Source organism: Serinicoccus marinus DSM 15273 (assembly GCF_008386315.1).
In the GTDB taxonomy this organism is placed as follows: Bacteria; Actinomycetota; Actinomycetes; order Actinomycetales; family Dermatophilaceae; genus Ornithinicoccus; species Ornithinicoccus marinus.
The window spans coordinates 1448309-1473084 of the sequence record NZ_CP043808.1; the positions used below are offsets into that span (position 1 = coordinate 1448309).

Here is a 24776-nt window from a genome sequence, read left to right on the forward strand (position 1 = left end):
CGTCACGGGCGGGGACGGTCACCGGCCGTCCCCGCCCGGCGGGCGGCTACCCTCGATGACCATGCCCCCCGAGCCGCAGACCGTCCCCGTCGCGCTGCGACGGCTGGACCGCGGCCTGCCCGTGCCCACCCGGGCGCGACCCGGCGACGCCGGGGTCGACCTGCATGCGCGGGAGGACGTCAGCATCGCGCCGGGGGAGCGCGTGCTCGTGGGCACCGGCGTGGCGCTCGCCGTCCCCGAGGGGTATGCCGCTTTCGTCCACCCCCGCTCCGGGCTCGCGGCCCGGCACGGCCTGACGATCGTCAACGCTCCCGGCACGGTCGACTCCGGCTACCGCGGCGAGATCTTCGTCAACCTGCTCAACACCGACCGGCGGACGCCGGTGGACGTGCAGCGCGGCGACCGTGTCGCCCAGCTCGTCGTCCAGCAGGTGGCCCGTCCCGTCTTCACCGAGGTCGAGGACCTGGGCGAGTCGGCGCGCGGCGCCGGCGGCCACGGGCATACCGGCCGCTCCACCCCCTCCCGGCGACCGCCGGACCGACCCAGCGGAAGGACTGAGCCACCCGTGGCACTCTTCGGCCGACGCAAGACCAAGCAGCTCAGCGACGACGAGCTCCTCCTCGACGAGGAGGACACCGTCGCCGTCCGGCCCGAGCCCGCCGAGGGGGAGCCGGGGGTCGACCGGGACTGGGTGCGCGCCGAGGACGGGCCCTACGACATCACCGAGTGGCCGGAGGTGGACGGCGGCATCGACCTCGGTGCCCTGCGGATCCCGTCGGTCAAGGGGATGCAGCTGCGCCTCGACATCGAGCAGAGCTCCGGGCGCGTCATCGGCGCCACCCTCGGGTTCGGCGCCTCGCAGGCGCAGGTGCAGGTCTTCGCGGCGCCCCGCACCGAGGGCATCTGGGAGGAGCTGCGGACTGAGATCGCGCGCGGCCTGGTCGACTCCGGGGGAGCGGCCGAGGTCGTCGACGGACGCATGGGCAAGGAGCTGCGGGCTCGTATGCCCGGCCGCGCCCCGGACGGGCGCGTCGCCTACCAGCCGGCCCGCTTCGTCGGCGTGGACGGACCCCGGTGGTTCCTCCGCGTCGTGATCGGCGGCCCGGCCGCGACCGACGACCACCAGGTCCGCGGCATCCTGTCCTTCGTCCGGCGCATCGTGGTGACCCGTGGCGACGAGCCCCGCCCGCCGCGCGAGGTCCTCACCTTGACCCCGCCCCAGGGCTTCGCGGAGGCCGTCGCCAAGGAGGCGGAGGCGCGGCGCGAGCAGCAGGAGCAGGCCCGGCGCGCCGCGGCGGCCGAGGCCGTCCGCAAGGCACCCTCCGCGAGCGGCTCGAGCGACGCCACGGCGGTCGCGGGTGTCGGGCTGTCAACCGGGGACGCGGCGGACACCTCGGGCGGGGCAGCGGCCTCCGCGCCGGAGCCGGCACCCACCGACGCGCCGAAGGCCCCGCGCAACCCCGACTTCACATGACCGACCACGGGCCGGGGCAGGAGCCCGCGGCAGGGTCCGTCGGGTCCACCGGCTCGGCGCAGGAGACCGTCGAGCAGGTCATCCGCCGGCGGATCAGCGAGGCCCTCGGCGGGTGGTACGGCTCGCTGGAGACGGCGCTGCCGACGGTCGCCTTCGTGACCACCTGGCTCGTCACCGATGCCGTCCGTCCGGCCGTGGTGGCCGCGGCGGCGCTGCTGGTCGTGCTCACGGTGATCCGCGGGTTCGTCGGCGGCTCGTGGCGCTTCCTCGGCTCGGCGATCTTCGCGACCGGCATCGCCGCCTTCTTCGCGCTGCGCTCCGGCGAGGCCCAGGACGCCTTCCTCCCCGGGATCCTGGTGAGCGGGCTCTACGGGGTGGCCGCCCTGGTGTCGATCCTGACGCGCTGGCCCCTGCTGGGCTTCATCGTCGCCCTCGGCGACCCCGACTTCGCCGAGCGACCCACCGCCTGGCGCCGCGACCCCGGCCTGGTCGCGGTCTGCGCCCGTCTCACCTGGGTGCTCGTCGCGCTCTTCGCGCTGCGCGTCGCGATCATGCTGCCGCTCTACCTCGCCGAGCAGGTCGCCTGGCTGGGCGTGACCAAGATCGTGCTGAGCTGGCCGGCCTACCTGCTGGCCGTGGTGGTCATGGGCTGGATGCTCGCGACCGGACGCACCCCCGCCCAGCCCCAGGACGACGCGAGCGGGACGGCCGCGATCGACCCGACGCAGGGTCGCTGAGGTGCCGGGCACCGACGCGGCCGCGGTCCCGGCGGTCGGCGACGAGTTGGACCTCCTCGTCGGCCCGGTGGCGCACGGCGGCCACTGCGTGGCCAGGGTCGGGGACACCGACGACGGCCTCGTCGTCTTCGTCCGGCACGCCCTGCCGGGGGAGCAGGTGCGGGCGCGCGTGACCGGCGTCGGCAGCGGCGGCCGCTTCCTGCGCGCCGACGCCGTCACGGTCCACCGTGCCTCGCCGGACCGGGTCGAGCCCCCGTGCCCCTTCTCCGGCCCGGGACGCTGCGGCGGGTGCGACTGGCAGCACGCCGACCTCGCGGCGCAGCGCGCGCTCAAGGCGGAGGTCGTCACCGAGCAGCTGCTGCGGGTCGGTGGCCTGGGGCCGGAGGAGGTCCGCCGCCTCGGCGGGGGAGCGGAGCTGGTCTGCGACCCGGTCCCCGGTGACGACCACGGCCTGCGGTGGCGCACCCGGGTCGAGGTGGCGCTGCGACAGGTGCCCGGGCTCCCGCCCGTCTCCGGCCTGCGGGCGCACCGCTCGCACGAGGTGGTCGACGTCGACGACTGCCGCATCGCCGCACCCGGCGTGGTCGGCACCGGGGTCTTCGCCGCCGCGCAGGAGCTCGTCCCCGGCACGACCGGGCGGTCCCGGGCCGCGGACGTGGTCACCGCCCTGGACGTCGTCGCCCCGGCGGTGGGCGAGCCGGTCGTCGTCCCCCTCGCGGCGCCCTCCGGCGGCCACCGTTCCCGGGGCCGCCGCCAGGGCACGGGTCGGCGGGCGGCCCGCCGACCCCCGGTGCCGGTGGGTGCGGTCCCCCAGGTGATCGAGCGGGTCGGCGAGCGCGACTTCACCGTCTCCGCCCGCGGGTTCTGGCAGGTGCACCCCGGGGCCGCCGCCACCTTCACCGAGCAGGTCCTGGCCTGGCTCGACCCGCAGCCGGGGGAGAGCGCCCTGGACCTGTATGCCGGCGTCGGGCTCTTCGCCGCGCCCCTCGCCGACGCGGTCGGCCCGGAGGGCCGCGTGCTCGCCGTCGAGGCGGACGAGGAAGCGACGCGGTCCGCGCGCGGCAACCTGTCGGCATACCCCTGGGCGCGGGCGGTCGCCGAGCCGACCGCCGCCGCCCTGGAGCGGCTGGTGGCCGACGGGGAGCGGGTGGACCTCGTCGTCCTCGACCCACCGCGCAGCGGCGCCGGCGGCGACGTCGTCCGTGCCCTCGCCGCGCTGCGTCCCCGCGCGGTCGTCCACGTCGCCTGCGACCCGGCGGCGCTGGCCCGCGACCTCGCGACCGCCCGCGAGGCCGGGCTGGAGCCGGAGGCGCTGCGGGTGCTGGACGCCTTCCCGATGACCCACCACGTGGAGTGCCTGGCGCTGCTGCGCCCCGGCGACCCGCGCTGAACGATGAGAGGCACCATGCCCGACCTGGACCAGCAGCTCGAGTTCGGCATCTTCCCGACGCCGGACGCCCGCCGGATCCCCGACCTGCTCTCGCTGGTCGCCCTCGCCGAGGTCGAGGGCCTCGACGTGGTCTCGGTGCAGGACCACCCCTACCAGGACGGCTTCCTCGACACCTGGACGTTGCTCTCCGTGCTCGGCGCGCGGACCACGACGGTCCGGCTCGCCCCCAACGTCGCGAGCCTGCCGCTGCGGCCCCCGGTCGTGCTGGCCAAGGCCGCCGCCACACTCGACCTGCTCACCGACGGGCGCGTCGAGCTCGGGCTCGGGGCCGGCGCCTTCTGGGACGCCATCGTCGCCGCGGGCGGTCCGCGTCGCACGCCGGGCGAGGCGGTCGACGCGCTGGCGGAGGCGGTCGAGCTCATCAGGGCCTTCTGGGCCGGCGGCACGCTGCGCTTCGAGGGAGAGCACTACACGGCGCGGGGTCTGCACGCCGGCCCGGCCCCGGCCCACGACATCCCGATCTGGCTCGGGGCCTACAAGCCGCGGATGCTGCGGCTCACCGGACGCCTCGCCGACGGGTGGGTCCCGAGCATGGGGTATGCCGACCCGCCCGCCCTCCCGGAGCTCGCCGCGCGCGTCGACGAGGCGGCGCTGGAGGCGGGGCGTCCGCCCGCCGCCGTGCGCCGGATCTACAACGTCTTCGGGTCGTTCGGCACCGGGAGCGGCTTCCTCCGGGGCCGTCCGCAGGACTGGGCCGAGCAGCTCGCCGGGCTGACCCTGGACGTCGGCATGAGCTGCTACGTCCTCGGGACCGACGACCCGGACGTGGTGCGCCGCTACGCCGCCGAGGTCGCCCCGGCGACCCGTGAGCTGGTCGACGCCGAGCGGGCGCGACGGGCGCAGCAGCCGGCGGAGGCAACAGGCGTCCCAGCGACCTCCGCTCCGCGCGACGCGGGACCGGGGACCGCGGACGGCGCCGTCCAGGAGCAGCACGGGCAGGGGCATACCGTCACCGCGACGCCGGACGACGGGACACGCCTCTCGCCCACGATGCCCTGGGATGAGGGCGCACGTCCCTCCGCCCCGGCGGGGGAGCCCGGCCGGCACCCCGAGCAGGCGCAGCACCTCGTCGACATCCACGACGGCCTGCGCTCGGAGCTGGAGCAGGTGCGCGACGTGCTCGACCAGGTGCGGCGCGGGCACGTCACGGTCGGCGCGGCGCGCTCGGTGATCAACACGATGACGATGCGGCAGAACAACTGGACCCTGGGCGCCTACTGCGAGTCCTACTGCCGGATCGTCACCGGGCACCACACGCTGGAGGACCGGAGTGTCTTCCCCCACCTGCGGCACCGCCAGCCCGACCTCGCGCCGGTGCTGGACCGGCTCGAGGACGAGCACGTCGTCATCCACGAGGTGCTGGACGAGTTCGACAAGGCGCTGGTGCGGCTGGTCGCCGAGGACGGGACCGGGCGTGCGGGCGAGGAGGTCCTGGAGGGGGTGCAGCGCTCGCTGGACCTGCTCACCGACACCCTGCTCTCGCACCTGGCCTACGAGGAGCGCGAGCTCATCGGGCCGCTCGGGCGGCACGGCCTGGGCTGACCCGGCCGCACCGGACAGCAGGGCACAGGCAAGCCTCACCTGACGTCGGGGCCAGGGTGCGGCAGGATGGGCGACATCCGGGTATGCCCGCGCGTTGCGGCAGGCACCCTGGGTGAGATATCTTGATGTCAAGATAAATAGCCAGTGAGCGAAGGAGCGACCCACGTTGAGCACCAATCCGAACAGCTTCGATGCCCAGGGCACGCTGGAGGTGGGGGACGCCAGTTACGAGATCTTCCGGATCGGTGGGCTGGAGGGTGCCGACACGCTCCCGTACTCGCTCAAGGTGCTGCTGGAGAACCTGCTGCGCACCGAGGACGGCGCCAACATCACCGCCGACCACATCACCGCGCTCGCCGGCTGGGACGCCGACGCCGAGCCCGACACCGAGATCCAGTTCACCCCGGCCCGCGTCATCATGCAGGACTTCACCGGTGTGCCGTGCATCGTCGACCTCGCCACCATGCGTGAGGCGATGGGCGACCTCGGCGGCGACCCCACCAAGATCAACCCGCTGGCGCCGGCCGAGCTGGTCATCGACCACTCCGTCATCATCGACGTCTTCGGCCGCCCCGACGCCTTCGAGCGCAACGTCGCGATCGAGTACGAGCGCAACGAGGAGCGCTACCAGTTCCTGCGCTGGGGCCAGACCGCCTTCGAGGACTTCAAGGTCGTGCCCCCGGGCACCGGCATCGTCCACCAGGTCAACATCGAGCACCTGGCGCGCACCGTCATGACCCGTGAGTCGGGCGCCGACGGCGCGCTGCAGGCATACCCCGACACCTGCGTGGGCACCGACAGCCACACGACCATGGTCAACGGGCTCGGCGTCCTGGGCTGGGGCGTGGGCGGCATCGAGGCCGAGGCGGCCATGCTCGGCCAGCCCGTCTCCATGCTCATCCCGCGCGTCGTCGGCTTCAAGCTCACCGGCGCCGTCCCGCCCGGCGCGACCGCCACCGACGTCGTCCTCACCATCACCGAGCAGCTGCGTGAGCACGGGGTGGTCGGCAAGTTCGTCGAGTTCTACGGCGACGGCGTGGCCCAGGTCCCGCTGGCCAACCGTGCCACGATCGGCAACATGAGCCCGGAGTTCGGCTCCACCTGTGCGATCTTCCCGATCGATGAGGTGACGCTGAACTACCTGCGACTCACCGGCCGCCCGGACGACCAGGTCGCGCTGGTGGAGGCCTACGCCAAGGAGCAGGGGATGTGGCTCGAGCCGACCGGCAATGCCGAGGCCCGCTACAGCGAGTACCTCGAGCTCGACCTGTCGAACGTCGTGCCCTCCATCGCCGGGCCCAAGCGCCCGCAGGACCGGATCGAGGTGTCCCGGGCCAAGGAGCAGTTCTGCTCCGACCTGGAGAACTACGCCGAGCAGACGCAGCTCACCGGGGTCGACCACGAGCTGGAGGACACCTTCCCCGCCTCGGACGCCCCCTCCCACGACGCCAGCGACGCCGACACCGAGGCGGCCCGGCCGGTCCGCTCCGGCCGCCCCAAGGACGGCGGCACCCGGCGCGCCTCCAAGCCGGTCCAGGTGACGATGGACGGGGAGACCTTCGAGATCGACCACGGCATCGTGGCGATCGCGTCGATCACCTCGTGCACCAACACGTCCAACCCCTCGGTGATGATGGCGGCGGCGATGCTGGCCAAGAACGCCGTCGACAAGGGGCTGACCGTCGCCCCGTGGGTCAAGACGTCGATGGCCCCGGGGTCCAAGGTCGTCACCGGCTACTTCGACAAGGCCGGCATGTGGCCCTACCTCGAGGAGCTCGGCTTCCACCTCGTCGGCTACGGCTGCACCACCTGCATCGGCAACTCCGGCCCGCTCGTCGAGGAGATCAGCCAGGCGATCAACGACAACGACCTCGCGGTCACCTCGGTGCTCTCGGGCAACCGGAACTTCGAGGGCCGGATCAACCCGGATGTCAAGATGAACTACCTGGCGTCCCCGCCGCTGGTCATCGCCTACGCGCTCGCCGGGACCATGGACTTCGACTTCGCGTCCGAACCGCTGGGGCAGGACACGGACGGCAACGACGTCTTCCTCCAGGACATCTGGCCCGCGCCGGAGGACGTCGAGGCGACCATCGCCTCCTCGATCAGCCGCGACATGTTCACCGAGGACTACAGCGACGTCTTCGCCGGCGACGAGCGCTGGCAGAGCCTGGACACCCCGGACGGCAACACCTTCGAGTGGGCCGGCGAGTCGACCTACGTCCGCAAGCCCCCGTACTTCGAGGGTATGGGCGCCGAGCCCGAGGCCGTGGAGGACATCTCCGGCGCTCGCGTCCTGGCGCTGCTGGGCGACTCGGTCACCACCGACCACATCAGCCCCGCGGGCTCGATCAAGGCGGACAGCCCCGCCGGCAAGTACCTCTCCGAGCACGGCATCGAGCGCAAGGACTTCAACTCCTACGGCTCGCGCCGCGGCAACCACGAGGTCATGATCCGCGGCACCTTCGCCAACATCCGGCTGCGCAACCAGCTGCTCGACGGTGTCGAGGGCGGCTTCACCCGCGACTTCACGAACGACGGCGAGCAGACCTCGATCTACGACGCCGCGCAGGCGTATGCCGAGGCCGGCACCCCGCTCGTCGTGCTCGCCGGCAAGGAGTACGGCTCCGGCTCCTCCCGCGACTGGGCGGCGAAGGGCACCCGGCTCCTGGGCGTCAAGGCGGTCATCGCCGAGTCCTACGAGCGGATCCACCGCTCCAACCTCATCGGTATGGGTGTCCTCCCGCTGCAGTACCCGGAGGGGCAGAACGCCGAGAGCCTGGGCCTGGACGGCACCGAGACCTTCGACATCTCCGGGGTGACCGGGCTCAACGAGGGCTCGACGCCGAAGACGGTGAAGGTCACCGCCACCAAGGACGGCGGCGAGCCCGTGGAGTTCGACGCGGTCGTGCGCATCGACACCCCCGGCGAGGCGGACTACTACCGCAACGACGGCATCCTGCAGTACGTCCTGCGGTCCCTGGCGACCGTCTGAGGCCACTGGCGCGGCGGGCACCGGGATCATGGATCTGACGGTGCTCGCCGCCGGGGTGCTGCTCATCCTGGCCGTGCTGTCGGTGCGGCTGTCGGAGCGGCTCCGGATGCCGGTCCTGCTGCTCTTCCTCGGGCTGGGCATGGCGGCCGGGTCGGAGGGGCCGGGCGGCATCGCCTTCGACTCGCCGGGGCTGGCGCAGAGCGTCGGCACGGTCTGCTTGGTCGTCATCCTCTTCGCCGGCGGCCTGGACACCGCGTGGTCCTCGGTGCGCTCGGTCGTCGGACCGGGCCTGCTGCTCGCGACGGGTGGCGTGCTCGTGAGCACGCTCATCCTCGGCACCGCCGCCTGGTGGTTGCTCGGGTCCTACACCGACCTGCGCCTGGGCGGCGACGGCATCAGCTGGACCGAGGGGCTGCTCATCGGCGCGATCGTGTCCTCCACCGACGCGGCGGCCATCTTCGGTCTCTTCCGGTCCGGCAGCCCTGCGCCCCGCCGACGGCTGCGGTCGCTGCTCGAGCTCGAGTCCTGGACCAACGACCCCATGGCGGTCATCCTCACGGTGACCCTGATCGGCATCCTCACCCGTGGCGAGGCCAGCCTCGGCACGGCGCTGGCGGGCGTGCTGCTGGGCATCGTCGTGGGCGCCGTGTTCGGCCTGCTGCTGGGGGCCGTCGCGGCGCTGGGGGCCGACGCGCTGCGACTGTCCATCCCCGGCCTCTACCCGGTGCTGTGCCTCGGGGTGGCGTTGACGACCTACGGCACCGCTCAGGCGATCGAGGGAAACGGCTTCCTGGCCGTCTACCTGTGCGGTCTCGTGCTCGGCAACCGGGTGCGCTCGCACCGCCGCCTCATCATCCAGGTCAGTGACGCCCTGGCGTGGATTGCGCAGATCGCGATGTTCATCACCATGGGGCTGCTGGTCTTCCCCTCCGAGCTGGTCGGGGTCGCTCCGGTGGGCATCGTGCTGGCGCTCATCCTCATGTTCCTCGCGAGACCGGTGAGCGTCTTCCTGTGCCTGCTCCCCAGCGGGTTCTCGGCGGGCGAGAGCGCCTACGTCTCCTGGGCCGGGCTTCGTGGCGCCGTGCCGGTCGTGCTGGCCACCTTCCCGGCGACCGCCGGGCTGGCCCAGGCCGAGGACGTCTTCGGCGTCGTCTTCTTCCTCGTGGTCGTCTCGGTGCTGGTCCAGGGATTCACCCTCGGCCCCGTCGGGCGACGGCTCGGCATCGAGGAACCGGCAGGCCCACCGACCTGAGCCTGGTCTCACGGCCCCTCACAGGTCGCCGGTGCGCAGCAGCTCCCGGATGCGGTCGGCCTGTCGCATGGCGAGGGCGACGATGGTCAGGGTCGGGTTCGCGGCGCCACCGGTGGTCATCACCGATCCGTCCGCGACGAAGAGGTTGGGCACGTCGTGCGCCTGGCCCCACCCGTTGAGCGGTCCATCGGCAGGGTCCGAGGTCATCCGGCAGGTCCCGAGGTTGTGCGTCGCCGGGTAGGGCGGGGTGTGGTGTACCCCGACCGCACCCGCGGCCCGGTAGACGGTGTCCGCGGAACGGTAGGCGTGTCGCCGCATCGCGATGTCGTTCGGGTGGTCCTCGAAGTGGACGTGCGGGGCGGGCAGTCCCCACTGGTCCTTGACGTCGGGGTCGAGGGTGACCCGGTTCGACTCCTGCGGCATGTCCTCGCCGAGCAGCCACATACCGGCGGTGTTGGCGTAGGCGTCCATCAGCCGGGTGAACTCGCGGCCCCAGCTGCCCGGCTCGACGAAGGTGGCCAGGAAGGCCGGACCCAGTGACAGGGTCTCCATGTAGTAGCCGCCGACGAACCCGCGGACGGGTCGTGGACCGCCTCGTCGGCGATGATGCCGGCCATCGTCTCGCCGCGGTACATCCGCACCGGCTGCTCGAAGCGTGCGTAGGCGGACCCGGTCAGGTGCCGCATGTAGTTGCGGCCGACCTGACCGGAGGAGTTGGCCAGCCCGTCCGGGTGCGAGGGCGAGTCGCTCATGAGCAGCAGTCTCGGCGTCTCGATGGAGTTGCCGGCGACGCACACGGCGCGCGCCGCCTGCCGGTGCAGGTTGCCGTCGGCGTCGAGATACTCCACCGCGTCGGCCCGTCCGTCGGAGCCGTGGGTGATCCGCACCGCCTGGCAGAGCGGGCGCAGCTCGGCGTTCCCGGACTCCAGGGCCCGCGGGATCTCCCGGACGAGCGTGGACCACTTGGCGCCGGACTTGTCCCCCTGGAAGTTGAACCCGTCCTGCACGGTGGCGGGGCGGCCGTCGTAGGGCTCGGCGTTGGTGGCGTAGGGACCGGTGGCGTAGTACTTGTAACCGGCGCGCTCGGCACCGTTCGCGAAGACCTTGTAGTTGTTGTTCGCCGGCATCGGCGGCCGCCCGTGCCGGTGCGAGGAGCCCATCGCCTTCTCGGCCCGGTCGTACCACGGCTCCATCTCCTCGAGCGTGACCGGCCAGTCCAGCAGGTTCGCGCCCTCCACCTCGCCGTAGGTGCTGCGGGCGGCGAACTCGTGCGCCATGAACCGCGGCGTCGCCCCGGCCCAGTGCGTGGTGGTCCCGCCGACGGCCTTGACGATCCACGCCGGCAGGTTGGGGAAGTCCCGCGCGACGCGGTAGGAGCCGGAGGTCGTGCGCATGTCCAGCCAGGCCATCTGGTTGAAGGCGGGCCACTCGTCGTTGGTGTAGTCGTCCGCGGTCAGGTAGGGACCGGCCTCGAGGAGGACGACCTTGACCCCCTCGGTCGCCAGGTCGTGGGCGACGGTGCCACCGCCGGCCCCCGAGCCGATGACGACGACGACCGGCTCGTCCAGCGGGATGGGGTTTCCGTGCGTGCTCATCGCTGCTCCTCCACGTCGCGCAGTTCGGTTCGGGGCTCACCGTCGTACTCGGTGATCCGCGGCTCGGGCAGCCAGTCCAGGTCGTCGAAACCCCGGGTCAGGTAGCCGCCCTGGTCGAAGCTCGGCCCCTCGTAGCCGAGCAGCTCCCACACCTCGCGGTCGTCGTACAGCGCGACCACCGCCACCCCGCGGATCTGTCGGAAGTAGGGCTCGTCGGCGTACTCCCGCAGCAGCAGCGTCGCCGTCTCGTCGGAGGCCCCGAGGAAGTCGCCGTCGCTGATCGTGTCGAGCATGTCCAGGTCGGGACCCAGGGTGGCGGCCAGACGCCGGTCGTCGGCGGTCGCCTCGACCACGGCGTCCGCGGTGCGCTCGTACGGGCCGTCGGGGAAGCTGTCGTGCGGGTAGGCCAGCCGGAGCACGCGCACCAGGATCTGGCGTTGACGTGAGGTGAGCGTGGCCGGGCCGCCCCGGAGCGCGGAGCTGGTGTCCCGCTTGATCGTCGCTGAGTCCTTGTCCGCCATGGAGCCTCCTCGTCCCCGTCGCACCGCGTCGTGCGACGTGTCGCCCACGCTAGGCGCGTCCGGCGGAGCCCGCCACGGTTGTTCTCAGTGCGTGAGAACGTCGGGGTCGACGCGGCGGAAGTACGCGGCGACGTCACCGGCCGCCACCCGCAGCCGGTGCTCGATGCGCAGGTCCGGTCCGTCGAAGCGCGCGGCACCCGCGGAGACGGCCACGCAGCCGAGCAGGCCGCCGTCCGGCCGGCGCACCGCCACCGCGGCGCAGCTGCTGCCGGGCAGGAACTCCTCGAACTCCCAGGCGACGCCGCGACGAGTGACCCGCGCCAGGTGGGCCTCGAGCACCCCGGCGTCGGTGATGGTGCGCGGGGTGAGGGCGGGCAGCCCGTGGCGGCGAGCTCCACCTGCCGCTCGGTGTCGTCCAGGTCGGCGAGCAGGATCTTGCCGAAGGCGGTCGCGTGCGGCGCCTGGTGGAAGCCGAAGGTCATCGGTTCCAGCCGAGGGCACTCAGGAGAGTCGGCGACGAAGACCAGCGCCAGCGTGGCGCCCCTGCGGATTGCCAGGTATGCCGCGCAGCCGGTCGCGCGGTGCAGGTCGACGATCCGCTGCCGCACCTGGGCGGACAGCCCGATCTGCCGGTGCAGCGCCAGCCCCAGGCGGTGCGGCTTGAAGCCGAGCTCGAAGCGGCCCTCGTGGCGCAGGTGGAGCAGGTAGTCCCTCGCCACGAGGTCCGCGGCCAGCCGGTAGACCGTGGACAGCGGCAGGCCGAGCTCGTCGGCGAGCTCCCGCGCGGTGGCGCCGCCCCGGTCCGCGACGAGCTCCAGCAGGGCGAAGGTGCGCTCCACGGTGCGCGCACCGGCGGATGTCGTGCTCACGCCCCCATCATGGGGCAACCGCGCTTGACGTCCGGCGCGGGGCACCCCACGATCGGGCCATGTACTTCATCGTGGTCAAGTTCCCCGTCAAGCCCGAGTCCGCCGAGCGCTGGTCCGAGATCGTCGCCGACTACACCGCCGGCTGCCGCAGCGAGGAGGGCAACATCTCCTTCGAGTGGTCCCGGAGCCTGGAGGACCCGCTGCAGTACGTCCTCGTCGAGGCGTTCACCGACGAGGGCGCGGCCAAGCACGTCGAGAGCCCGCACTTCACCGAGGGCATCGAGGCGATGCGCCCGCATCTCACCGGCACTCCGCAGATCATCTCCCGGCAGGTCGAGGGTGAGGGCTGGGAGCCGATGGGCGAGCTGCAGATCGACTGAGAGTGCCGGCTAGCTGAGGTCCTGCTGGGAGCGGCGCTCCACGGGCTTGCCGGCCGCCTCCCCGACGGCGGCGGCGTGGTCGGGGACCGGCAGCTGCAGGCGTCGGTCGGTGCGCTGGTAGCCGGTCGAGTCCGGACGCTCCGGCATGGTCAGCTCGGCCTGCTCGACCTGCTCGTAGGGGATCGTCGAGAGCAGGTGGGCGATCATGTTGATGCGTGCCGAGCGCTTGTCGTCCGACGGCACGACGTTCCACCGGGCCTCGGGGATGTCGGTGTGGACGAACATCTCGTCCTTGGCCCGGCTGTAGTCCTCCCACCGGGTCAGCGACTCCAGGTCGGTGGGGGAGAGCTTCCAGCGCCGCATGGGGTCCTCCATCCGGGACCGGAAGCGGCGCTCCTGCTCGTCGTCGGAGACTGAGAACCAGTACTTGCGCAGCAGGATCCCGTCGTCCATGAGCATCCGCTCGAAGATCGGGGTCTGCTGCAGCCACCGCCGGTGCTCCTCCGGGGTGCAGTAGCCCATGACCCGCTCCACCCCGCCGCGGTTGTACCACGAGCGGTCGAAGAGCCGGATCTCCCCGGCGGCGGGCAGGTGCTCGACGTAGCGCTGGAAATACCATTGCGTCTTCTGCCGCTCGGTCGGGGTCGGCAGGGCCACGATCTGGGCGTCGCGGGGGGAGAGGTACTCGGTGACCCGTTTGATCGCCCCGCCCTTGCCGGCGGCGTCGCGTCCCTCGAAGACGACGACGAGGCGGTGGCCTGTCTCCTTGATCCAGGTCTGCATCTCGACGAGCTGCTCCTGGAGCCGGAGCAGCTCGGCCTCGTAGACCTTCTTGTTCAACCGGGGCACGGTGTCCTTCCCGTGCCCGCCAGAGGAACCACCGGTCTTCTTGGCATCTGTGCGCGGGGACATCTGCTCATCGTGCCAGCACGAGCGCCCGGCGGGAAGGGGTCAGCTCTCCAGCGGCTCGTGGTGGTCGCGACCGGCGACGCCGCGCCGCCAGTAGCCGTCCACCTGCAGCGCGCTGGGCTGCAGTGCCTCGCCGCCGACGCCGAGCTCGGCCGCCGCACGGCGCACCTGGACCATCGCGCCGGCCTCGCCTGCGGCCCAGACGTAGTCCCCCTGGGCCGGGGGCAGGTCGCGCAGGGCCTGCGCGAGGGTGGTGTCCATCTCGTCCATGAGCCAGGTGATGCGGGCGCCGTCGCGCTGCGGCAGCGGGACCAGGCAGCTCACGTCGGGGACCTGGACCACGACCTCGAGCGGTATGCCTGCGGGCGCCTCCTCCAGCCAGCGGCCGATCGCGGGGATGGCCGTCTCGTCGGCGAGGAGCACGTAGCGCCGGGCGTCCGAAGGCTCGGTCATCGACCCCCGGGGGCCGAGCAGCCCGACGACATCGCCCGGCCCGGCGCTGTTGGCCCACGTGCTCGCCGGTCCGGTGCCGTGCACGACGAGGTCGATGCTCACCTGCTGGCTGCCGTCGGGCCGCGCGTCCTCGACGCCGCGCACGGTGTAGTCGCGGGTCACCGGCCGCGAGGCTCCCTCGGGGAGCCGGGGCCGGTCGTCCACCACGGTCGGGAGGATCAGCTCGCCGGTCGACGGGTGCGGGAAGGCGACCTTGACGTGGTCGCCGACGGCGAGCGGCACCCAGGGGATGGGTGGCGCGCCGGCCTCGAGGTCGAGCGTGACCCGTCGCATCCGGCCGTCGAGCGGCTCGACGCGGCTGACGGTGGCGCGGCGGACGTGGAGCGGGTGGAGCTGGCGACCGCGCTGCAGGGCTGGGGTGGCGGCGGTGGTCATGATGGGCCCCGTTCGTCAAATAGAGAAAGAATGCGTGCTCATAATAGGGGACGAGAGGCTCGTGGACGGCACACGACGGGCCGACGTCGGTGGTCGTACACTTGTTCGCATGAACAGCGGACCGCCCGGGTGGCCCGACCGGGTCCCGCCGGCCGGTGTCGCGGGTTGGGAGCAGGCGGCGGTGTCCTGGCTGCTCGACCAGTGCCCGGCCGACTACCGGGCGTATGCCGCCTGGCGCCGGCACCCGGCCGCGCTCGCCTGGATGGCGACCCGGCACCTGGAGGCCCAGCTCGAGGCCATGCGCGGCGCGTGGCGCGACGTCCGCCCCGAGCTCGGGCCGGCGCTGCCGCCGGGCACCATCGGCGACGTGCTGGAGTCGCTGGCCCGGGAGGGGCTGCGGCTGCGCGCCAACCACCGGGCCGCCGGCCTGCTGCTCGAGGCCCTGCGGCTGCGCGCCCCCATCGCCTGAGCCCGGGCGTCCGGGGAGCCGCCCCCTGACAGCCTCGTCGTCCACTGCGAGCCTCCTCGACCAGGCTGCCAGATGACGAACCGGCGCAGAGATGCGCCCACCGACCGGGAAAGTGCTGCCGGGGCCGGCGTTCCACGGTCACCGGCGCGGAGACGGCGGTGCGCTCAGGCCAGGTCGTGCTCGGCGAGGCGCCGGCGGAGGGCCTCCTCGAAGCGCGCGACGTCGCCCCCGAGCTCGTCGAGCTCCGCACGACCGAGCAGCACGGTATGCCCGGCGTCCGCCCCGCGCCCACGCTCGAGCAGCACCACGGGCGCACCGGTCTCGTCCACCGCGGCCTCCAGCGCCGGGGTCAGCTCGTCGAGGTGCCGCAGCTCGATGGTGGCCTCCATCCCGGAGGCCATCTCATCCCACGCCTTCTTGCGCCGGACCGGCGAGTGCGTGATGTCGCACAACGAGCAGTGCGCGGTGCCGCGCAGCTTGCCCCAGGCATACGCCACCTCCCCGAGCACGCTGCCCGGGGCGTCGTAGACGCCGACGACCCTCGGACCCGGCTGCGCGCTCATCCCACCAGCGTAGGCGCGGGTCGGCATCGTCCACCGCACGAGGCCCGGGTGCAGCGTCCTCCCAGGACCGGCCACGTAGACTGGTCCGGCTGACAACGACGCCGTCGAGGCCGGAGGACGACACGTGGCACTGATGCGCACCATCACCGGGCCGTCCGACCTCAAGCGGTTGACGCAAGGTCAGGTGACATCCCTCGCGGAGGAGATCCGCGCCTACCTCATCTCCTCGGTGTCCCAGACCGGCGGCCACCTCGGCCCGAACCTCGGCGTCGTCGAGCTCACCATCGCCCTGCACCGCGTCTTCGACTCCCCGCGCGACACGCTGCTCTTCGACACCGGGCACATCTCCTACGTGCACAAGCTGCTGACCGGCCGGCACGACCTCTCGACGCTGCGCAAGCAGGGCGGGCTGTCCGGCTACCCCAGGGCCGAGTCCGACCACGACGTGGTGGAGAACAGCCACGCCAGCTCCTCGCTGTCCTGGGCCATCGGCATCGCGACCGGCCGCAAGCTGCGCGGCGAGACCGACCGGCACACGGTCGCGGTCATCGGCGACGGCGCGCTCACCGGCGGCATGGTGTGGGAGGCCCTCAACAACATCGCCGACCAGCCGGACCTGCCGCTCATCATCGTCATCAACGACAACGAGCGGTCGTATGCCCCGACGCGCGGCGGCATGGCGGAGTACCTCGCCTCGCTGCGCGCCACCCAGGAGTACGAGCACATGCTCTCCTGGGGCAAGCGGCAGCTCTCCCGCACCCCGGTGGTCGGGCGCCAGGTCTACGAGGCGCTGCACGGGGTGAAGAAGGGGCTCAAGGACATCGTCAGCCCGCAGGGGATGTTCGAGGACCTGGGGCTGAAGTACCTCGGCCCGGTCGACGGTCACGACGTCGAGGCGATGGAGACCGCGCTGCGCCGCGCCCACGACTTCGGCGGGGTGGTGCTCGTGCACGCGATCACCGAGAAGGGTCACGGCTACGACCCGGCGACCGCCGACGAGGCCGACCGCTTCCACGCCGTCGGCAAGATCAACCCGGAGACCGGGCTGCCGCTCGAGCTCTCCGGGCGGTCCTGGACCGACGAGTTCAGCGACGAGCTGGTGCGGCTCGGGCGGGAGCGGGACGACATCGTCGCGCTCACCGCGGCCATGCTCATCCCAGTCGGCCTGCAGCCCTTCGCCGAGCGCTTCCCGGACCGCGTCTTCGACGTGGGCATCGCCGAGCAGCACGCGGTGGCGATGGCCTCCGGCCTGTCGTTCACCGGGATGCACCCGGTGGTGTGCATCTACGCCACCTTCCTCAACCGCGCCTTCGACCAGCTCCTCATGGACTGCGCGCTGCACCGGCAGGGCGTCACCTTCATCCTCGACCGGGCCGGGATCACCGGCTCGGACGGCGCCAGCCACAACGGTATGTGGGACCTCACCCTCGTCGGGATCGTGCCCGGCATCCGGGTCGCGGCCCCGCGCGACGGCCAGCAGGTGGCGCTCGCGCTGCGCGAGTCGGTGGACATCGACGACGGGCCGAGCGTGGTGCGCTTCCCGAAGGGCAGCGTGGGCGCCCCCATCGAGGCCGTCCGTCAGGTGGGGACGCTGGACGTCCTGCGGGACGTCGATGCCCTGGGCGGTGAGCAGGGAGAGCTGGAGCTGCTCCTCGTCGGCGTCGGCTCCATGGCCGCCACCGCGCTGGAGGTGGCCGACAAGCTGGGTGCCGAGGGGCGCCGGGTCATGGTGGTGGACCCGCGCTGGGCGCTGCCGGTGAGCCCGGACCTCGTCGACCTCGCCCGCGGAGCCGGGCGGGTGGCCGTCATCGAGGACAACATCGTCGGCGGCGGGATCGCCGGCGCGGTGTCGCAGGCGTTCGTGGAGGCGGGGGTCGACGTGCCGGTGCACGGTTACGGCATACCTCGGGAGTTCCTCGACCACGGGTCCCGCGACCAGGTGCTCGACCGCATCGGCCTGACTCCGGACGCGGTGGCGACCTCGTTGACGGCCAAGCTGGGCTGAGGGAGCCGGTCGTGCCCACGGTCGGGCTCGTCCTCAACCCGGCCGCACGCGGAGCGGAGCGCGCCCGCGCTGAGGTCGCCATCGCCTGCGCCGAGGCCGCGCTGCCGCCGCCCGTGGTCCGGTCGACGACGGTCGCCGACCCCGGGCCGGGGCAGACCCGCGAGCTGCTGGCGCTGGGGTGTCGCCGCCTCGTCGTCGCGGGCGGGGACGGCACCGTGCGCGAGGTCGTCGGGGCGACGGACCCCGCGGCCACCGTCGGGATCGTGCCCTGTGGCACCGCCGACCTGGCCGCCCGCAGCCTGCGGCTGCCGCTGCGGGCGCGACCGGCCGCCCGGCTGGCCGTGGGCGCGGACGCCTCTCCGGTCGACGTGGGCCGGGTCGAGGTGTGGCAGGAGGACGGCTCCTCGATCCGTCTCCCCTTCCTCGTGGTCGTGGGCGTGGGCCACGACGCGGAGGTCCTCGCGTCCCTGTCGCCGGTGGCGAAGGCGCGCCTGGGGTGGCTGGCCTACGTCACCCCGGGGCTGCGGCGGCTGCACCGTCCCGGACGGACGGTCGAGGTGCGGGTCGACGACGCCGTCGAGCAGCAGGAGCGTGCCTGGAGCGTGCTCGCCGTCAACGGGGGCCGCCTCCCGCTCGGGGCGCGGCTGGTGCCCGGTGCGCGGATGGACGACGGGCTGCTGCACGTCGCGGTCGTCGCGCCGCGGCGGCTGAGGGAGTGGGGGCGCGTCGCGGCGACCGGGGTGGGGGTGCGGCACCGGGAGCACCCGGCGCTGCGCTACCGCAGCGGGCAGGTCGTCGAGATTCGGATGCGGGCGCCGGGGCCGCTCCAGGTCGACGGCGACGTGGTGCCACGCGCGGGGTCCGCGAGGATCACGATCGAGCCGGGTGCGGTGCGGGTGGCGCGGGAGCACTGATCCGAGGACGGGACGTATCTGGCGCGAGGCTCCGTGCTCTGCCCCCCGACGAAGGAGGGATCCATGAGCCCACCGCTCACCACACCGCAGCATCTCGTCGCCGTCCCGACGACGGACGTGGAGGAGATGATCGATCGGGGGAAAGGGCCCGTCGTGGTGCACCGCTTCGGGGACGTCACGATCATCCGCCTCGACGACCCCACGATCCGCCCGGGCAGCGCGGAGGTAGAGGCGCTGCGGACGGTGTCCGACCCGATGGTGCTGCCGCGTGACGAGCTGATCGCGCACCTCGACCTCGCCGCCTTCGCCTACCGTCGCCGGGGTGAGCTGCAGCGTCGGGCCCGTGGCGTGGTCACCCTGATGTCCGCCGTGGTGAGGGAGGCGGCGGTGGACGGGCTCCCCTCGAACGCCGCCAGCACCTGATCCGTCCCGCCCGCGGCCGCTGCGGTCGACCGTGGCTCGACGCCGGTGGCGCCGCCTGGCAGGCTTGCTCCTCCTGGCACTCCGACCAGGGCCGCCCCAGGAGGGACCATGGATTCGTCCACCGTGACGGCCCGCGTGCCGACCGAGCTGCTGGCGCGCCTCATCGGGCCGCTGCACCGGGGCCGGGTGACCCGCGAGGACCAGCAGGCGATCGTGGACACGATGACCGCGGTGACCGGCGCCCCCTTCCACGACCTGAAGTACCGCCTCAACGCCACCGGCGACCACCACGACCTCGAGCACCTCGTCTTCGACCACCTGGACGAGGACCTCCAGGACCGGCTCCTCGAGCACATCGCCGCGCAGGCGCAGGCCGACCCGACCTCCGACCTCCGCGTGCTCTGCGACATCGACGACACGCTCCGGTGCGCGCTGCACGACGACCGCTACCCCCGCGGGACGGTCTACCCCGGGGTCGTCGAGCTGCTGACCCAGCTCGACCGCGGGGCGGCGGCGGACCCGGGCCGGGTGGGCGACCTCACCTTCGTCACCGCCCGGCCGGGCGGGCCGGCCGGGCTCATCGAGGAGTACACCCGGGACGGGCTGGCCGACCTCGGTCTGCCGCCGCACTCCGTGCTCGGCGGGTCGCTGCTCAACCTGCACACGAAGGCGGCGATCGCCGAGCGCAAGCTGCAGAACATGGAGCGTGACCACCTGCTCTTCCCCGAGTGCCGCATGGTCTTCGTCGGCGACAGCGGTCAGGCGGACGGCGACGTCGGCGCCGAGATGGCGGCCCGCCCCCACGACCACGTGGTGGGCACCCTCCTGCACGACGTCACCGGGCTGGACGGGGCGGCGCGCGCCGCGTGGGCAGAGCGCGGCGTGCACGTCTTCGACACGTATGCCGGTGCCGCAGGCCACGCGCTCCGGCTCGGCCTGCTCACCCGGGAGCAGGCGCACGCCGTCGCCGGGGCGACGCGGGAGGGCGTGGCCCGGCTCGACCTCGAGCCGCGGCAGCGGGCGCACCTCGAGGACGTTCTGACCGCCGAGGAGGCGGATCTGCGGATAGGCTGACCCGGCCGCTCCCCGCACGGCGCCTGTCACCGTCCGCGCCCGATCATCGGAGTTCTCATGCGGCTCACCCGACGCTCGTTCCTCGCTGCCATGGGAGCGGAGGCCACCCCGGCAGTCCTGGGTGGCTGCGGCGGTTTCTCCACCGGTTCCGGCTCCGGGGGTGTGGAGGGCACGCTGTCCTTCACCACCTGGGGGACCGACGCCGGGCTGGCCGGCCTCCGGGCCGCCATCGCGGCCTCGAGGAGACCAACGAGGGTGCCAGCGGGCTGCGATGAGCGGGCGGCGCGCCGGCGACGAGGGCGGGGATCACGCCCGGGACGTCGAGAAGTGGTGCGCCTCCTGCGGGCGCCGGATCGAGTGGCGCAAGAAGTGGGAGCGCTTCTGGGACGAGGTGAGGTACTGCTCCACCGCCTGCCGCCGGCGGGGCGTACGGGCCGTCGACCGCGAGCTGGAGGAGGCGCTGGTCGACCTGCTCGCGCGGCGGGCGGCGACCTCCTCGGTCTGCCCGTCGGAGGCGGCGCGCCAGGTCGTCCGCACCCAGGGGCAGGACGGCGAGGGTTCCGACGACCCCGAGGCGTGGCGGGAGCTCATGGAGCCGGCCCGCCGGGCCGCCCGGCGGCTCGTCGTCGCGGGCCGGGTCGAGATCACCCAGGGCGGACGGGTGGTCGACCCCTCGACGGCGAGCGGACCCGTCCGGGTCCGTCGCGGCCCCGACTGGTCGGCCCCTGACCCCTGACCGCGGCCGGCCCGCGAGCCGGTCGTGGACCGCGAGGTCAGTAGTAGACCGCGAGCGGCCCGTCGGGCCCGTCGATGACCTTCACCGGGGTGTGGAAGACGCGGGTGAGGGTCGCGTCGGTGAGGATCTGCGCCGGCGGCCCGAACTCGGTGATCTGCCCGTCGTTCATCGCCATGATCTGGTCGGCGTAGCGCGCCGCGAAGTTGATGTCGTGCAGCACGATGACCACGGTGCGTCCCAGCTCGTCCGCGGCTCGGCGCAGCTGGCGCATCATCTGCACCGAGTGCTGCATGTCCAGGTTGTTCAGCGGCTCGTCGAGGAGCACGTAGTCGGTGTCCTGGGCAAGCACCATCGCGACGTAGGCGCGCTGCCGCTGGCCGCCGGACAGCTCGTCGAGGTAACGGTGCTCCAGGCCGGTGAGGTCGAGGAAGTCGATCGCCTCGCTGATGTGGCGCTCGCACTCGGGCGTGAGCCGGCCCCGGGAGTGGGGGAAGCGGCCGAAGCCGACGAGCTGGCGCACCGTGAGCCGGGTGATGAAGTGGTTCTCCTGGCGCAGGATCGACAGGATCGTGGCGATCGCCCGCGACGGCGTGTGCACGACGTCGTGCCCGGCGACCGTGATCGTCCCCGCGTCCAGCCCGAGGAGCCGGCCGATCATGGTGAGCACGGTGGACTTCCCGGCGCCGTTCGGCCCGATGAGCGCGGTGATCCCTCCGGCGGGGATCTGCGTGGTCACCGGACCGATCGTGGTCTCGGTGCCGTAGGTCTTGGTGACGTCGGTCAGCTCGATCACAGCCGGCCCTTTCGGATGATGTAGACCAGGAAGGTCAGGCCGCCGACCAGCTCGATGATGATCGTGACCATGCCCTGGGCGTAGAAGACGTGGCGCAGCACGAAGTAAGCACCACTGAGCACGACATACCCCAGCAGGAAGGCCATCGGCAGCAGCAGCCGGTGGTCGTAGGTGTCGGCGAACTGGTAGGCGAGCATCGCCACGAGGAACCCGAGGAAAGTCATCGGGCCGACGAGGGAGGTCGTCATCGCCATGAGGACCGAGACGAGCACGAGGACGACGATGACCTCGCGCCGGTGGTTCAGCCCCAGGTTGGTCGTGGCGTCCCGGCCCAGGGCGAGCACGTCCAGCCGCCGCGCCCGCCACCACAGCGCGCCACCGGCGGCCAGCGCGATCGGCACGGCATAGGGCAGGTAGGCCGCGTCGGCGTTGCCGATGTTGCCGAAGAGCCGGGCAGTGAGGATGTCGAACTCGCTGGGCGTGAGGAGGCGTTGCATGAAGGTCGACAACGACCCGAGCCCGCCGCCGAGGATCACCCCGACGAGCAGCATGATGTGGATGCTGCCGAAGCGGCCCGACAGCAGCCAGCCGTAGAGGATCGTCGCGACGACGACCATGAGCCCTGCCTGCAGCAGGAACTGTGCGGTGCCGGTGACCGCGGCCACGCCCGAGGCGCCGAGGAAGAAGACGGCGCCGGTCTGCACGACGACGTAGAGCGCCTCGAAGCCCATGATGGAGGGGGTGATGATCCGGTTGCTCGTGGCGGTCTGGAAGCTCACGGTGGCGAAGGCGTGGCAGAAGGCCACGACGAGGATCACCGCGATGCTCGTGGCCCGGAGCTCGGCGATCCGCCAGAAGCCGTCGGTGCCGACCGGCATCGGGTTGTCGTAGGCGAGGATCCCGGCCGTGAAGCCCAGGGCGAGGAGCACCAGCAGCGCCATGACGAGGGCATACCGGAGCCGGTCCCGGCCGCGCACGAACGGGCCGGTGCGGCGCTCGCCGGGACCAGGGGTATGCCCGGAGACCTGCGGCGCGTCGGTGGCGGCGGTCCTCGTCTCAGGCACGGCGCTGCCGGATCACGAGCAGGGCGATGAAGAAGACCGCGCCGAGGACGCCGAGGATGAGCGAGACCGGCACCTCGAACGGCATGATGATCGTGCGCCCGATGATGTCGCAGACGGTGACCACCCAGACGCCGAGCAGGCAGACCCACGGCAGGTTGCTGCGCAGGTTGTCGCCGCGCAGGAGCGAGACCACGTTGGGCACGATGAGGCCGAGGAAGGGCAACGACCCGATGACCACGGTCACCACGCCCGTCGCGACGGCCACCATGGCGACGCCCAGGAGGATGACGCGGTCGTAGTCGAGCCCCACGTTGGTCGCGACGTCCTTGCCGAGCCCCGCCACGGTGAGCCGGTCGGCCAGGAGGAAGACGAGCAGGGTGACGACCAGGACGATCCACAGCATCTCGTAGCGGCCCCGCACCACCGACGTGAAGCTCCCGGCGAACCAGATGCCCATCTGCTGCAGCATGTCGGTGGCCAGCGCGAGGTAGGTCGAGACCGCCCCCACGACGGCCCCGATCATGATCCCGACGATGGGGACGATGAGCGAGGATTTCAGCGACACCCGCCGCAGGAAGGCGAAGAAGACCATGGTGCCGATGAAGGCCATGACCACCGCACCGGCCATCTTGGTGAGCAGGCTCGCGCCCGGGACGAGGATGAAGACGAGGAGCAGGCCGAGCCCGGCCCACTCGGTGGTCCCGGTGGTCGTGGGCTCGACGAAGCGGTTCTGCGTCAGGAGCTGCATGACCAGGCCGCACATCGACATCGCGGCCCCCGCGAGGACGAGGGAGATGGTGCGCGGGACCCGGGTGATGCCGAACATCGCCCACCCGTCCTCGCCGTCGGTGATGTCGTAGACACCGACCGACAGCGACAGCGCCAGCAGCCCCGCGGTCAGCACGACCGCGAGGGGCAGCGCCCACGCCGAGGACCCCCGGGTCGGGCCGGTGCGGCCTGCCGGGGGTCCCCCGTGGGTGGGCTGGAGGGTGCTCAGCGGGCGGAGCCACCCATGGCGTCGGCGAGGTCGTTGAAGACCTCGGTGTAGGCCTGGATGTCCTCGGTGAGGTAGAAGTCGGCCGGCAGGTAGACGATGTTGCCCTCGGTCACCGCGGTGACGTTGGCCAGCGCCTCCGACTCGGCGATGACCTCCTCGGCGCTGGAGTACTCCTCCTCGTCGGCCGCGACCGCGGCGTCGCGGTCGAGCACGACCAGCCAGTCCGGGTCGGCCTCGGCGATGGCCTCGACCGAGATGTCGTCACCGGTGTGGCCGCTGCCGCCCTCCTGCTCCAGCGCCGGGGTGAGCCCCAGGACGTCGAAGATCGGACCGACCGCGCGGCCCGTGCTCGGGGCGACGTAGCCGATGTCGCCGCCGGAGGTGATGAGGCCCATCACGGTCTCCTCGGCGTCGTAGGCCTCGGTCGCCGCGTCGATGGAGGCCTCGAACTCCTCGACCAGGGCCGCGGCGTCCTCTTCGTGCTGCAGGGCCTGCCCGACCAGCTCGATCTGCCGGATGAGCTCGGCGTCCAGCGGCTCGTTCTCGTAGTCGGTGGTGGTGTCGACGATCGCGGCGTCCGGGGCGAGGTCCTGGATGTCGGCGTAGTAGTCCTGGAAGCGGTAGCCGGTGAGGACCAGGTCGGGGTCGGCGGCGACGACGGCCTCGAGGTCCGGCTCGCCGTGGTTGCCCAGGTTGGTCACCGCCTCGTCGCCGGCGTAGGAGAGGTCCTCGGGGAAGATGTCGAGCGGAGCGGCGACGATCTCGACGCCCCAGGCGTCCAGGGCGCGGACGACGCGGTTGTCGGTCACCATGATCCGCTCGGCCGGGACCGGCACCTCCACGGTGCCCTGGAAGTCCTCGACCTCGACGGTGCCGGACGCGGCCTCCTCCGACGACGTGTCGCCCTCGGCCGAGTCGCCGCTGTCGGCGGACTCGTCGGCGGCGGAGCCCTCGGACGAGCTGTCGGTGCCCTCGTCACTGCCGCAGGCGGCTAGGGTCAGGGCGGCGGCGGTCGCGAGGGCCACGAGGCCGGCGCGAGGGCGACGCAGGTGCATGATGCTTCTCCTTGAGGCTCGGGGTCGGCACCAGCATCCTGACGCCGAAGGTAACCCTAACCTAAGTGATT

At 72.6% G+C, this 24776-nt stretch carries 24 protein-coding genes and 1 pseudogene; 13 read left to right on the plus strand and 12 right to left on the minus strand.

Going from position 1 to position 24776, the window contains the following annotated elements:
• The first annotated feature begins 61 nt into the window (after positions 1 to 61).
• The 6 genes from dut to FU792_RS06750 all read left to right on the plus strand — a co-directional run bounded on the left by dut (position 62) and on the right by FU792_RS06750 (position 9450).
• Positions 62 to 1474, plus strand: coding sequence for a dUTP diphosphatase (dut, locus tag FU792_RS18810; RefSeq protein ID WP_161600216.1), 1413 nt, complete (start codon positions 62 to 64; stop codon positions 1472 to 1474).
• Positions 1471 to 2211 (plus strand): DUF3159 domain-containing protein, encoded by a 741-nt coding sequence (locus tag FU792_RS06730; RefSeq protein WP_022923744.1) that lies wholly within the window; start codon positions 1471 to 1473, stop codon positions 2209 to 2211. The genes dut and FU792_RS06730 overlap by 4 nt, the downstream gene beginning before the upstream one ends.
• A 1-nt stretch (position 2212) precedes the next feature.
• Positions 2213 to 3601 (plus strand): class I SAM-dependent RNA methyltransferase, encoded by a 1389-nt coding sequence (locus FU792_RS06735; protein ID WP_022923745.1) that lies wholly within the window; start codon positions 2213 to 2215, stop codon positions 3599 to 3601.
• A gap of 15 nt (positions 3602 to 3616) precedes the next feature.
• Positions 3617 to 5203, plus strand: coding sequence for an LLM class flavin-dependent oxidoreductase (locus FU792_RS06740; protein ID WP_022923746.1), 1587 nt, complete (start codon positions 3617 to 3619; stop codon positions 5201 to 5203).
• A gap of 166 nt (positions 5204 to 5369) precedes the next feature.
• The gene (gene acnA / locus FU792_RS06745) at positions 5370 to 8198 is read left to right on the plus strand and encodes an aconitate hydratase AcnA (protein ID WP_022923747.1); all 2829 of its coding nucleotides are present in this window, start codon (positions 5370 to 5372) and stop codon (positions 8196 to 8198) included.
• Between the two features lie 28 nt (positions 8199 to 8226).
• On the plus strand, positions 8227 to 9450 hold the full coding sequence (locus tag FU792_RS06750) for a potassium/proton antiporter (RefSeq protein ID WP_149814642.1): 1224 nt from the start codon (positions 8227 to 8229) through the stop codon (positions 9448 to 9450).
• Positions 9451 to 9468: 18 nt separating this feature from the next.
• Here FU792_RS06750 and FU792_RS19485 read toward each other — a convergent pair whose 3' ends face one another.
• From FU792_RS19485 to FU792_RS19175, 5 genes and pseudogenes are all read right to left on the minus strand, one after another.
• Entirely contained in the window at positions 9469 to 10002 is a 534-nt protein-coding gene (locus FU792_RS19485; protein ID WP_478013399.1) for a GMC oxidoreductase, read from the minus strand.
• On the minus strand, positions 9921 to 11045 hold the full coding sequence (locus tag FU792_RS06755; RefSeq protein WP_478013400.1) for a GMC family oxidoreductase: 1125 nt from the start codon (positions 11043 to 11045) through the stop codon (positions 9921 to 9923). The genes FU792_RS19485 and FU792_RS06755 overlap by 82 nt, the downstream gene beginning before the upstream one ends.
• Positions 11042 to 11566 (minus strand): hypothetical protein, encoded by a 525-nt coding sequence (locus FU792_RS06760; RefSeq protein ID WP_022923750.1) that lies wholly within the window; start codon positions 11564 to 11566, stop codon positions 11042 to 11044. The genes FU792_RS06755 and FU792_RS06760 overlap by 4 nt, the downstream gene beginning before the upstream one ends.
• A gap of 84 nt (positions 11567 to 11650) precedes the next feature.
• Positions 11651 to 12067, minus strand: coding sequence for an IclR family transcriptional regulator domain-containing protein (locus FU792_RS18460; protein ID WP_149814643.1), 417 nt, complete (start codon positions 12065 to 12067; stop codon positions 11651 to 11653).
• Positions 12068 to 12279: 212 nt separating this feature from the next.
• Positions 12280 to 12480, minus strand: a pseudogene (locus FU792_RS19175) (helix-turn-helix domain-containing protein); the annotation flags it as partial.
• Positions 12481 to 12494: 14 nt separating this feature from the next.
• Between FU792_RS19175 and FU792_RS06775 the strand changes: the two are divergent.
• Entirely contained in the window at positions 12495 to 12815 is a 321-nt protein-coding gene (locus FU792_RS06775) for a putative quinol monooxygenase (protein WP_022923752.1), read from the plus strand.
• Positions 12816 to 12824: 9 nt separating this feature from the next.
• On the opposite strand, the gene ppk2 is transcribed toward FU792_RS06775, so the two are convergent.
• Positions 12825 to 13727, minus strand: coding sequence for a polyphosphate kinase 2 (gene ppk2 / locus FU792_RS06780; protein WP_022923753.1), 903 nt, complete (start codon positions 13725 to 13727; stop codon positions 12825 to 12827).
• A 39-nt stretch (positions 13728 to 13766) separates the two neighbouring features.
• A complete protein-coding gene (locus tag FU792_RS06785) occupies positions 13767 to 14612 on the minus strand; it encodes a siderophore-interacting protein (RefSeq protein WP_022923754.1) in 846 nt (281 codons plus the stop codon).
• Positions 14613 to 14721: 109 nt separating this feature from the next.
• Between FU792_RS06785 and FU792_RS06790 the strand changes: the two genes are divergently transcribed.
• Positions 14722 to 15081 (plus strand): hypothetical protein, encoded by a 360-nt coding sequence (locus FU792_RS06790; protein ID WP_022923755.1) that lies wholly within the window; start codon positions 14722 to 14724, stop codon positions 15079 to 15081.
• Between the two features lie 164 nt (positions 15082 to 15245).
• Here the strand turns inward: FU792_RS06790 and FU792_RS06795 are convergent, their stop codons facing one another.
• Complete coding sequence (locus FU792_RS06795) at positions 15246 to 15644, minus strand: hypothetical protein (RefSeq protein WP_149814644.1); 399 nt, start codon at positions 15642 to 15644, stop codon at positions 15246 to 15248.
• 124 nt (positions 15645 to 15768) lie between these two features.
• Between FU792_RS06795 and dxs the strand changes: the two genes are divergently transcribed.
• The 5 genes from dxs to FU792_RS06825 all read left to right on the plus strand — a co-directional run bounded on the left by dxs (position 15769) and on the right by FU792_RS06825 (position 20796).
• Positions 15769 to 17649, plus strand: a complete 1881-nt coding sequence (gene dxs / locus FU792_RS06800) for a 1-deoxy-D-xylulose-5-phosphate synthase (protein ID WP_149814645.1) — start codon at positions 15769 to 15771, stop codon at positions 17647 to 17649.
• A gap of 11 nt (positions 17650 to 17660) precedes the next feature.
• Positions 17661 to 18563 carry a diacylglycerol/lipid kinase family protein gene (locus tag FU792_RS06805; protein WP_022923758.1) on the plus strand — a complete coding sequence of 301 codons (903 nt, stop codon included), beginning with the start codon at positions 17661 to 17663 and terminating at the stop codon, positions 18561 to 18563.
• 63 nt (positions 18564 to 18626) lie between these two features.
• Positions 18627 to 18986: a hypothetical protein gene (locus tag FU792_RS06810; RefSeq protein ID WP_022923759.1), complete on the plus strand. Its 360-nt coding sequence runs from the start codon at positions 18627 to 18629 to the stop codon at positions 18984 to 18986.
• 108 nt (positions 18987 to 19094) lie between these two features.
• A complete protein-coding gene (locus FU792_RS06815) occupies positions 19095 to 20060 on the plus strand; it encodes a phosphatase domain-containing protein (protein ID WP_022923760.1) in 966 nt (321 codons plus the stop codon).
• 271 nt (positions 20061 to 20331) lie between these two features.
• Entirely contained in the window at positions 20332 to 20796 is a 465-nt protein-coding gene (locus FU792_RS06825; RefSeq protein WP_022923762.1) for a DUF2256 and DUF3253 domain-containing protein, read from the plus strand.
• A gap of 37 nt (positions 20797 to 20833) precedes the next feature.
• On the opposite strand, the gene FU792_RS06830 is transcribed toward FU792_RS06825, so the two are convergent.
• From FU792_RS06830 to FU792_RS06845, 4 genes are all read right to left on the minus strand, one after another.
• Positions 20834 to 21589: an iron ABC transporter ATP-binding protein gene (locus FU792_RS06830; RefSeq protein ID WP_022923763.1), complete on the minus strand. Its 756-nt coding sequence runs from the start codon at positions 21587 to 21589 to the stop codon at positions 20834 to 20836.
• Positions 21586 to 22653, minus strand: a complete 1068-nt coding sequence (locus tag FU792_RS06835; RefSeq protein ID WP_022923764.1) for an iron chelate uptake ABC transporter family permease subunit — start codon at positions 22651 to 22653, stop codon at positions 21586 to 21588. The genes FU792_RS06830 and FU792_RS06835 overlap by 4 nt, the downstream gene beginning before the upstream one ends.
• A complete protein-coding gene (locus FU792_RS06840; RefSeq protein ID WP_052327722.1) occupies positions 22646 to 23572 on the minus strand; it encodes an ABC transporter permease in 927 nt (308 codons plus the stop codon). Before FU792_RS06840 ends, FU792_RS06835 begins: the two co-directional genes overlap by 8 nt.
• Positions 23573 to 23646: 74 nt before the next feature.
• A complete protein-coding gene (locus tag FU792_RS06845) occupies positions 23647 to 24705 on the minus strand; it encodes a siderophore ABC transporter substrate-binding protein (RefSeq protein ID WP_022923766.1) in 1059 nt (352 codons plus the stop codon).
• Positions 24706 to 24776 lie beyond the last annotated feature (71 nt).

Coding starts and splice junctions, on each gene's coding strand:
- dut (WP_161600216.1), top strand. CDS start 62: ATGCCCCCCGAGCCGCAGACCGTCCCCGTCGCGCTGCGACGGCTGGAC.
- FU792_RS06730 (WP_022923744.1), top strand. CDS start 1,471: ATGACCGACCACGGGCCGGGGCAGGAGCCCGCGGCAGGGTCCGTCGGG.
- FU792_RS06740 (WP_022923746.1), top strand. CDS start 3,617: ATGCCCGACCTGGACCAGCAGCTCGAGTTCGGCATCTTCCCGACGCCG.
- FU792_RS06750 (WP_149814642.1), top strand. CDS start 8,227: ATGGATCTGACGGTGCTCGCCGCCGGGGTGCTGCTCATCCTGGCCGTG.
- FU792_RS19485 (WP_478013399.1), bottom strand. CDS start 10,002: ATGGAGACCCTGTCACTGGGTCCGGCCTTCCTGGCCACCTTCGTCGAG.
- FU792_RS06755 (WP_478013400.1), bottom strand. CDS start 11,045: ATGAGCACGCACGGAAACCCCATCCCGCTGGACGAGCCGGTCGTCGTC.
- FU792_RS06760 (WP_022923750.1), bottom strand. CDS start 11,566: ATGGCGGACAAGGACTCAGCGACGATCAAGCGGGACACCAGCTCCGCG.
- FU792_RS06775 (WP_022923752.1), top strand. CDS start 12,495: ATGTACTTCATCGTGGTCAAGTTCCCCGTCAAGCCCGAGTCCGCCGAG.
- ppk2 (WP_022923753.1), bottom strand. CDS start 13,727: ATGTCCCCGCGCACAGATGCCAAGAAGACCGGTGGTTCCTCTGGCGGG.
- FU792_RS06785 (WP_022923754.1), bottom strand. CDS start 14,612: ATGACCACCGCCGCCACCCCAGCCCTGCAGCGCGGTCGCCAGCTCCAC.
- FU792_RS06790 (WP_022923755.1), top strand. CDS start 14,722: ATGAACAGCGGACCGCCCGGGTGGCCCGACCGGGTCCCGCCGGCCGGT.
- FU792_RS06795 (WP_149814644.1), bottom strand. CDS start 15,644: ATGAGCGCGCAGCCGGGTCCGAGGGTCGTCGGCGTCTACGACGCCCCG.
- FU792_RS06810 (WP_022923759.1), top strand. CDS start 18,627: ATGAGCCCACCGCTCACCACACCGCAGCATCTCGTCGCCGTCCCGACG.
- FU792_RS06815 (WP_022923760.1), top strand. CDS start 19,095: ATGGATTCGTCCACCGTGACGGCCCGCGTGCCGACCGAGCTGCTGGCG.
- FU792_RS06825 (WP_022923762.1), top strand. CDS start 20,332: ATGAGCGGGCGGCGCGCCGGCGACGAGGGCGGGGATCACGCCCGGGAC.
- FU792_RS06845 (WP_022923766.1), bottom strand. CDS start 24,705: ATGCACCTGCGTCGCCCTCGCGCCGGCCTCGTGGCCCTCGCGACCGCC.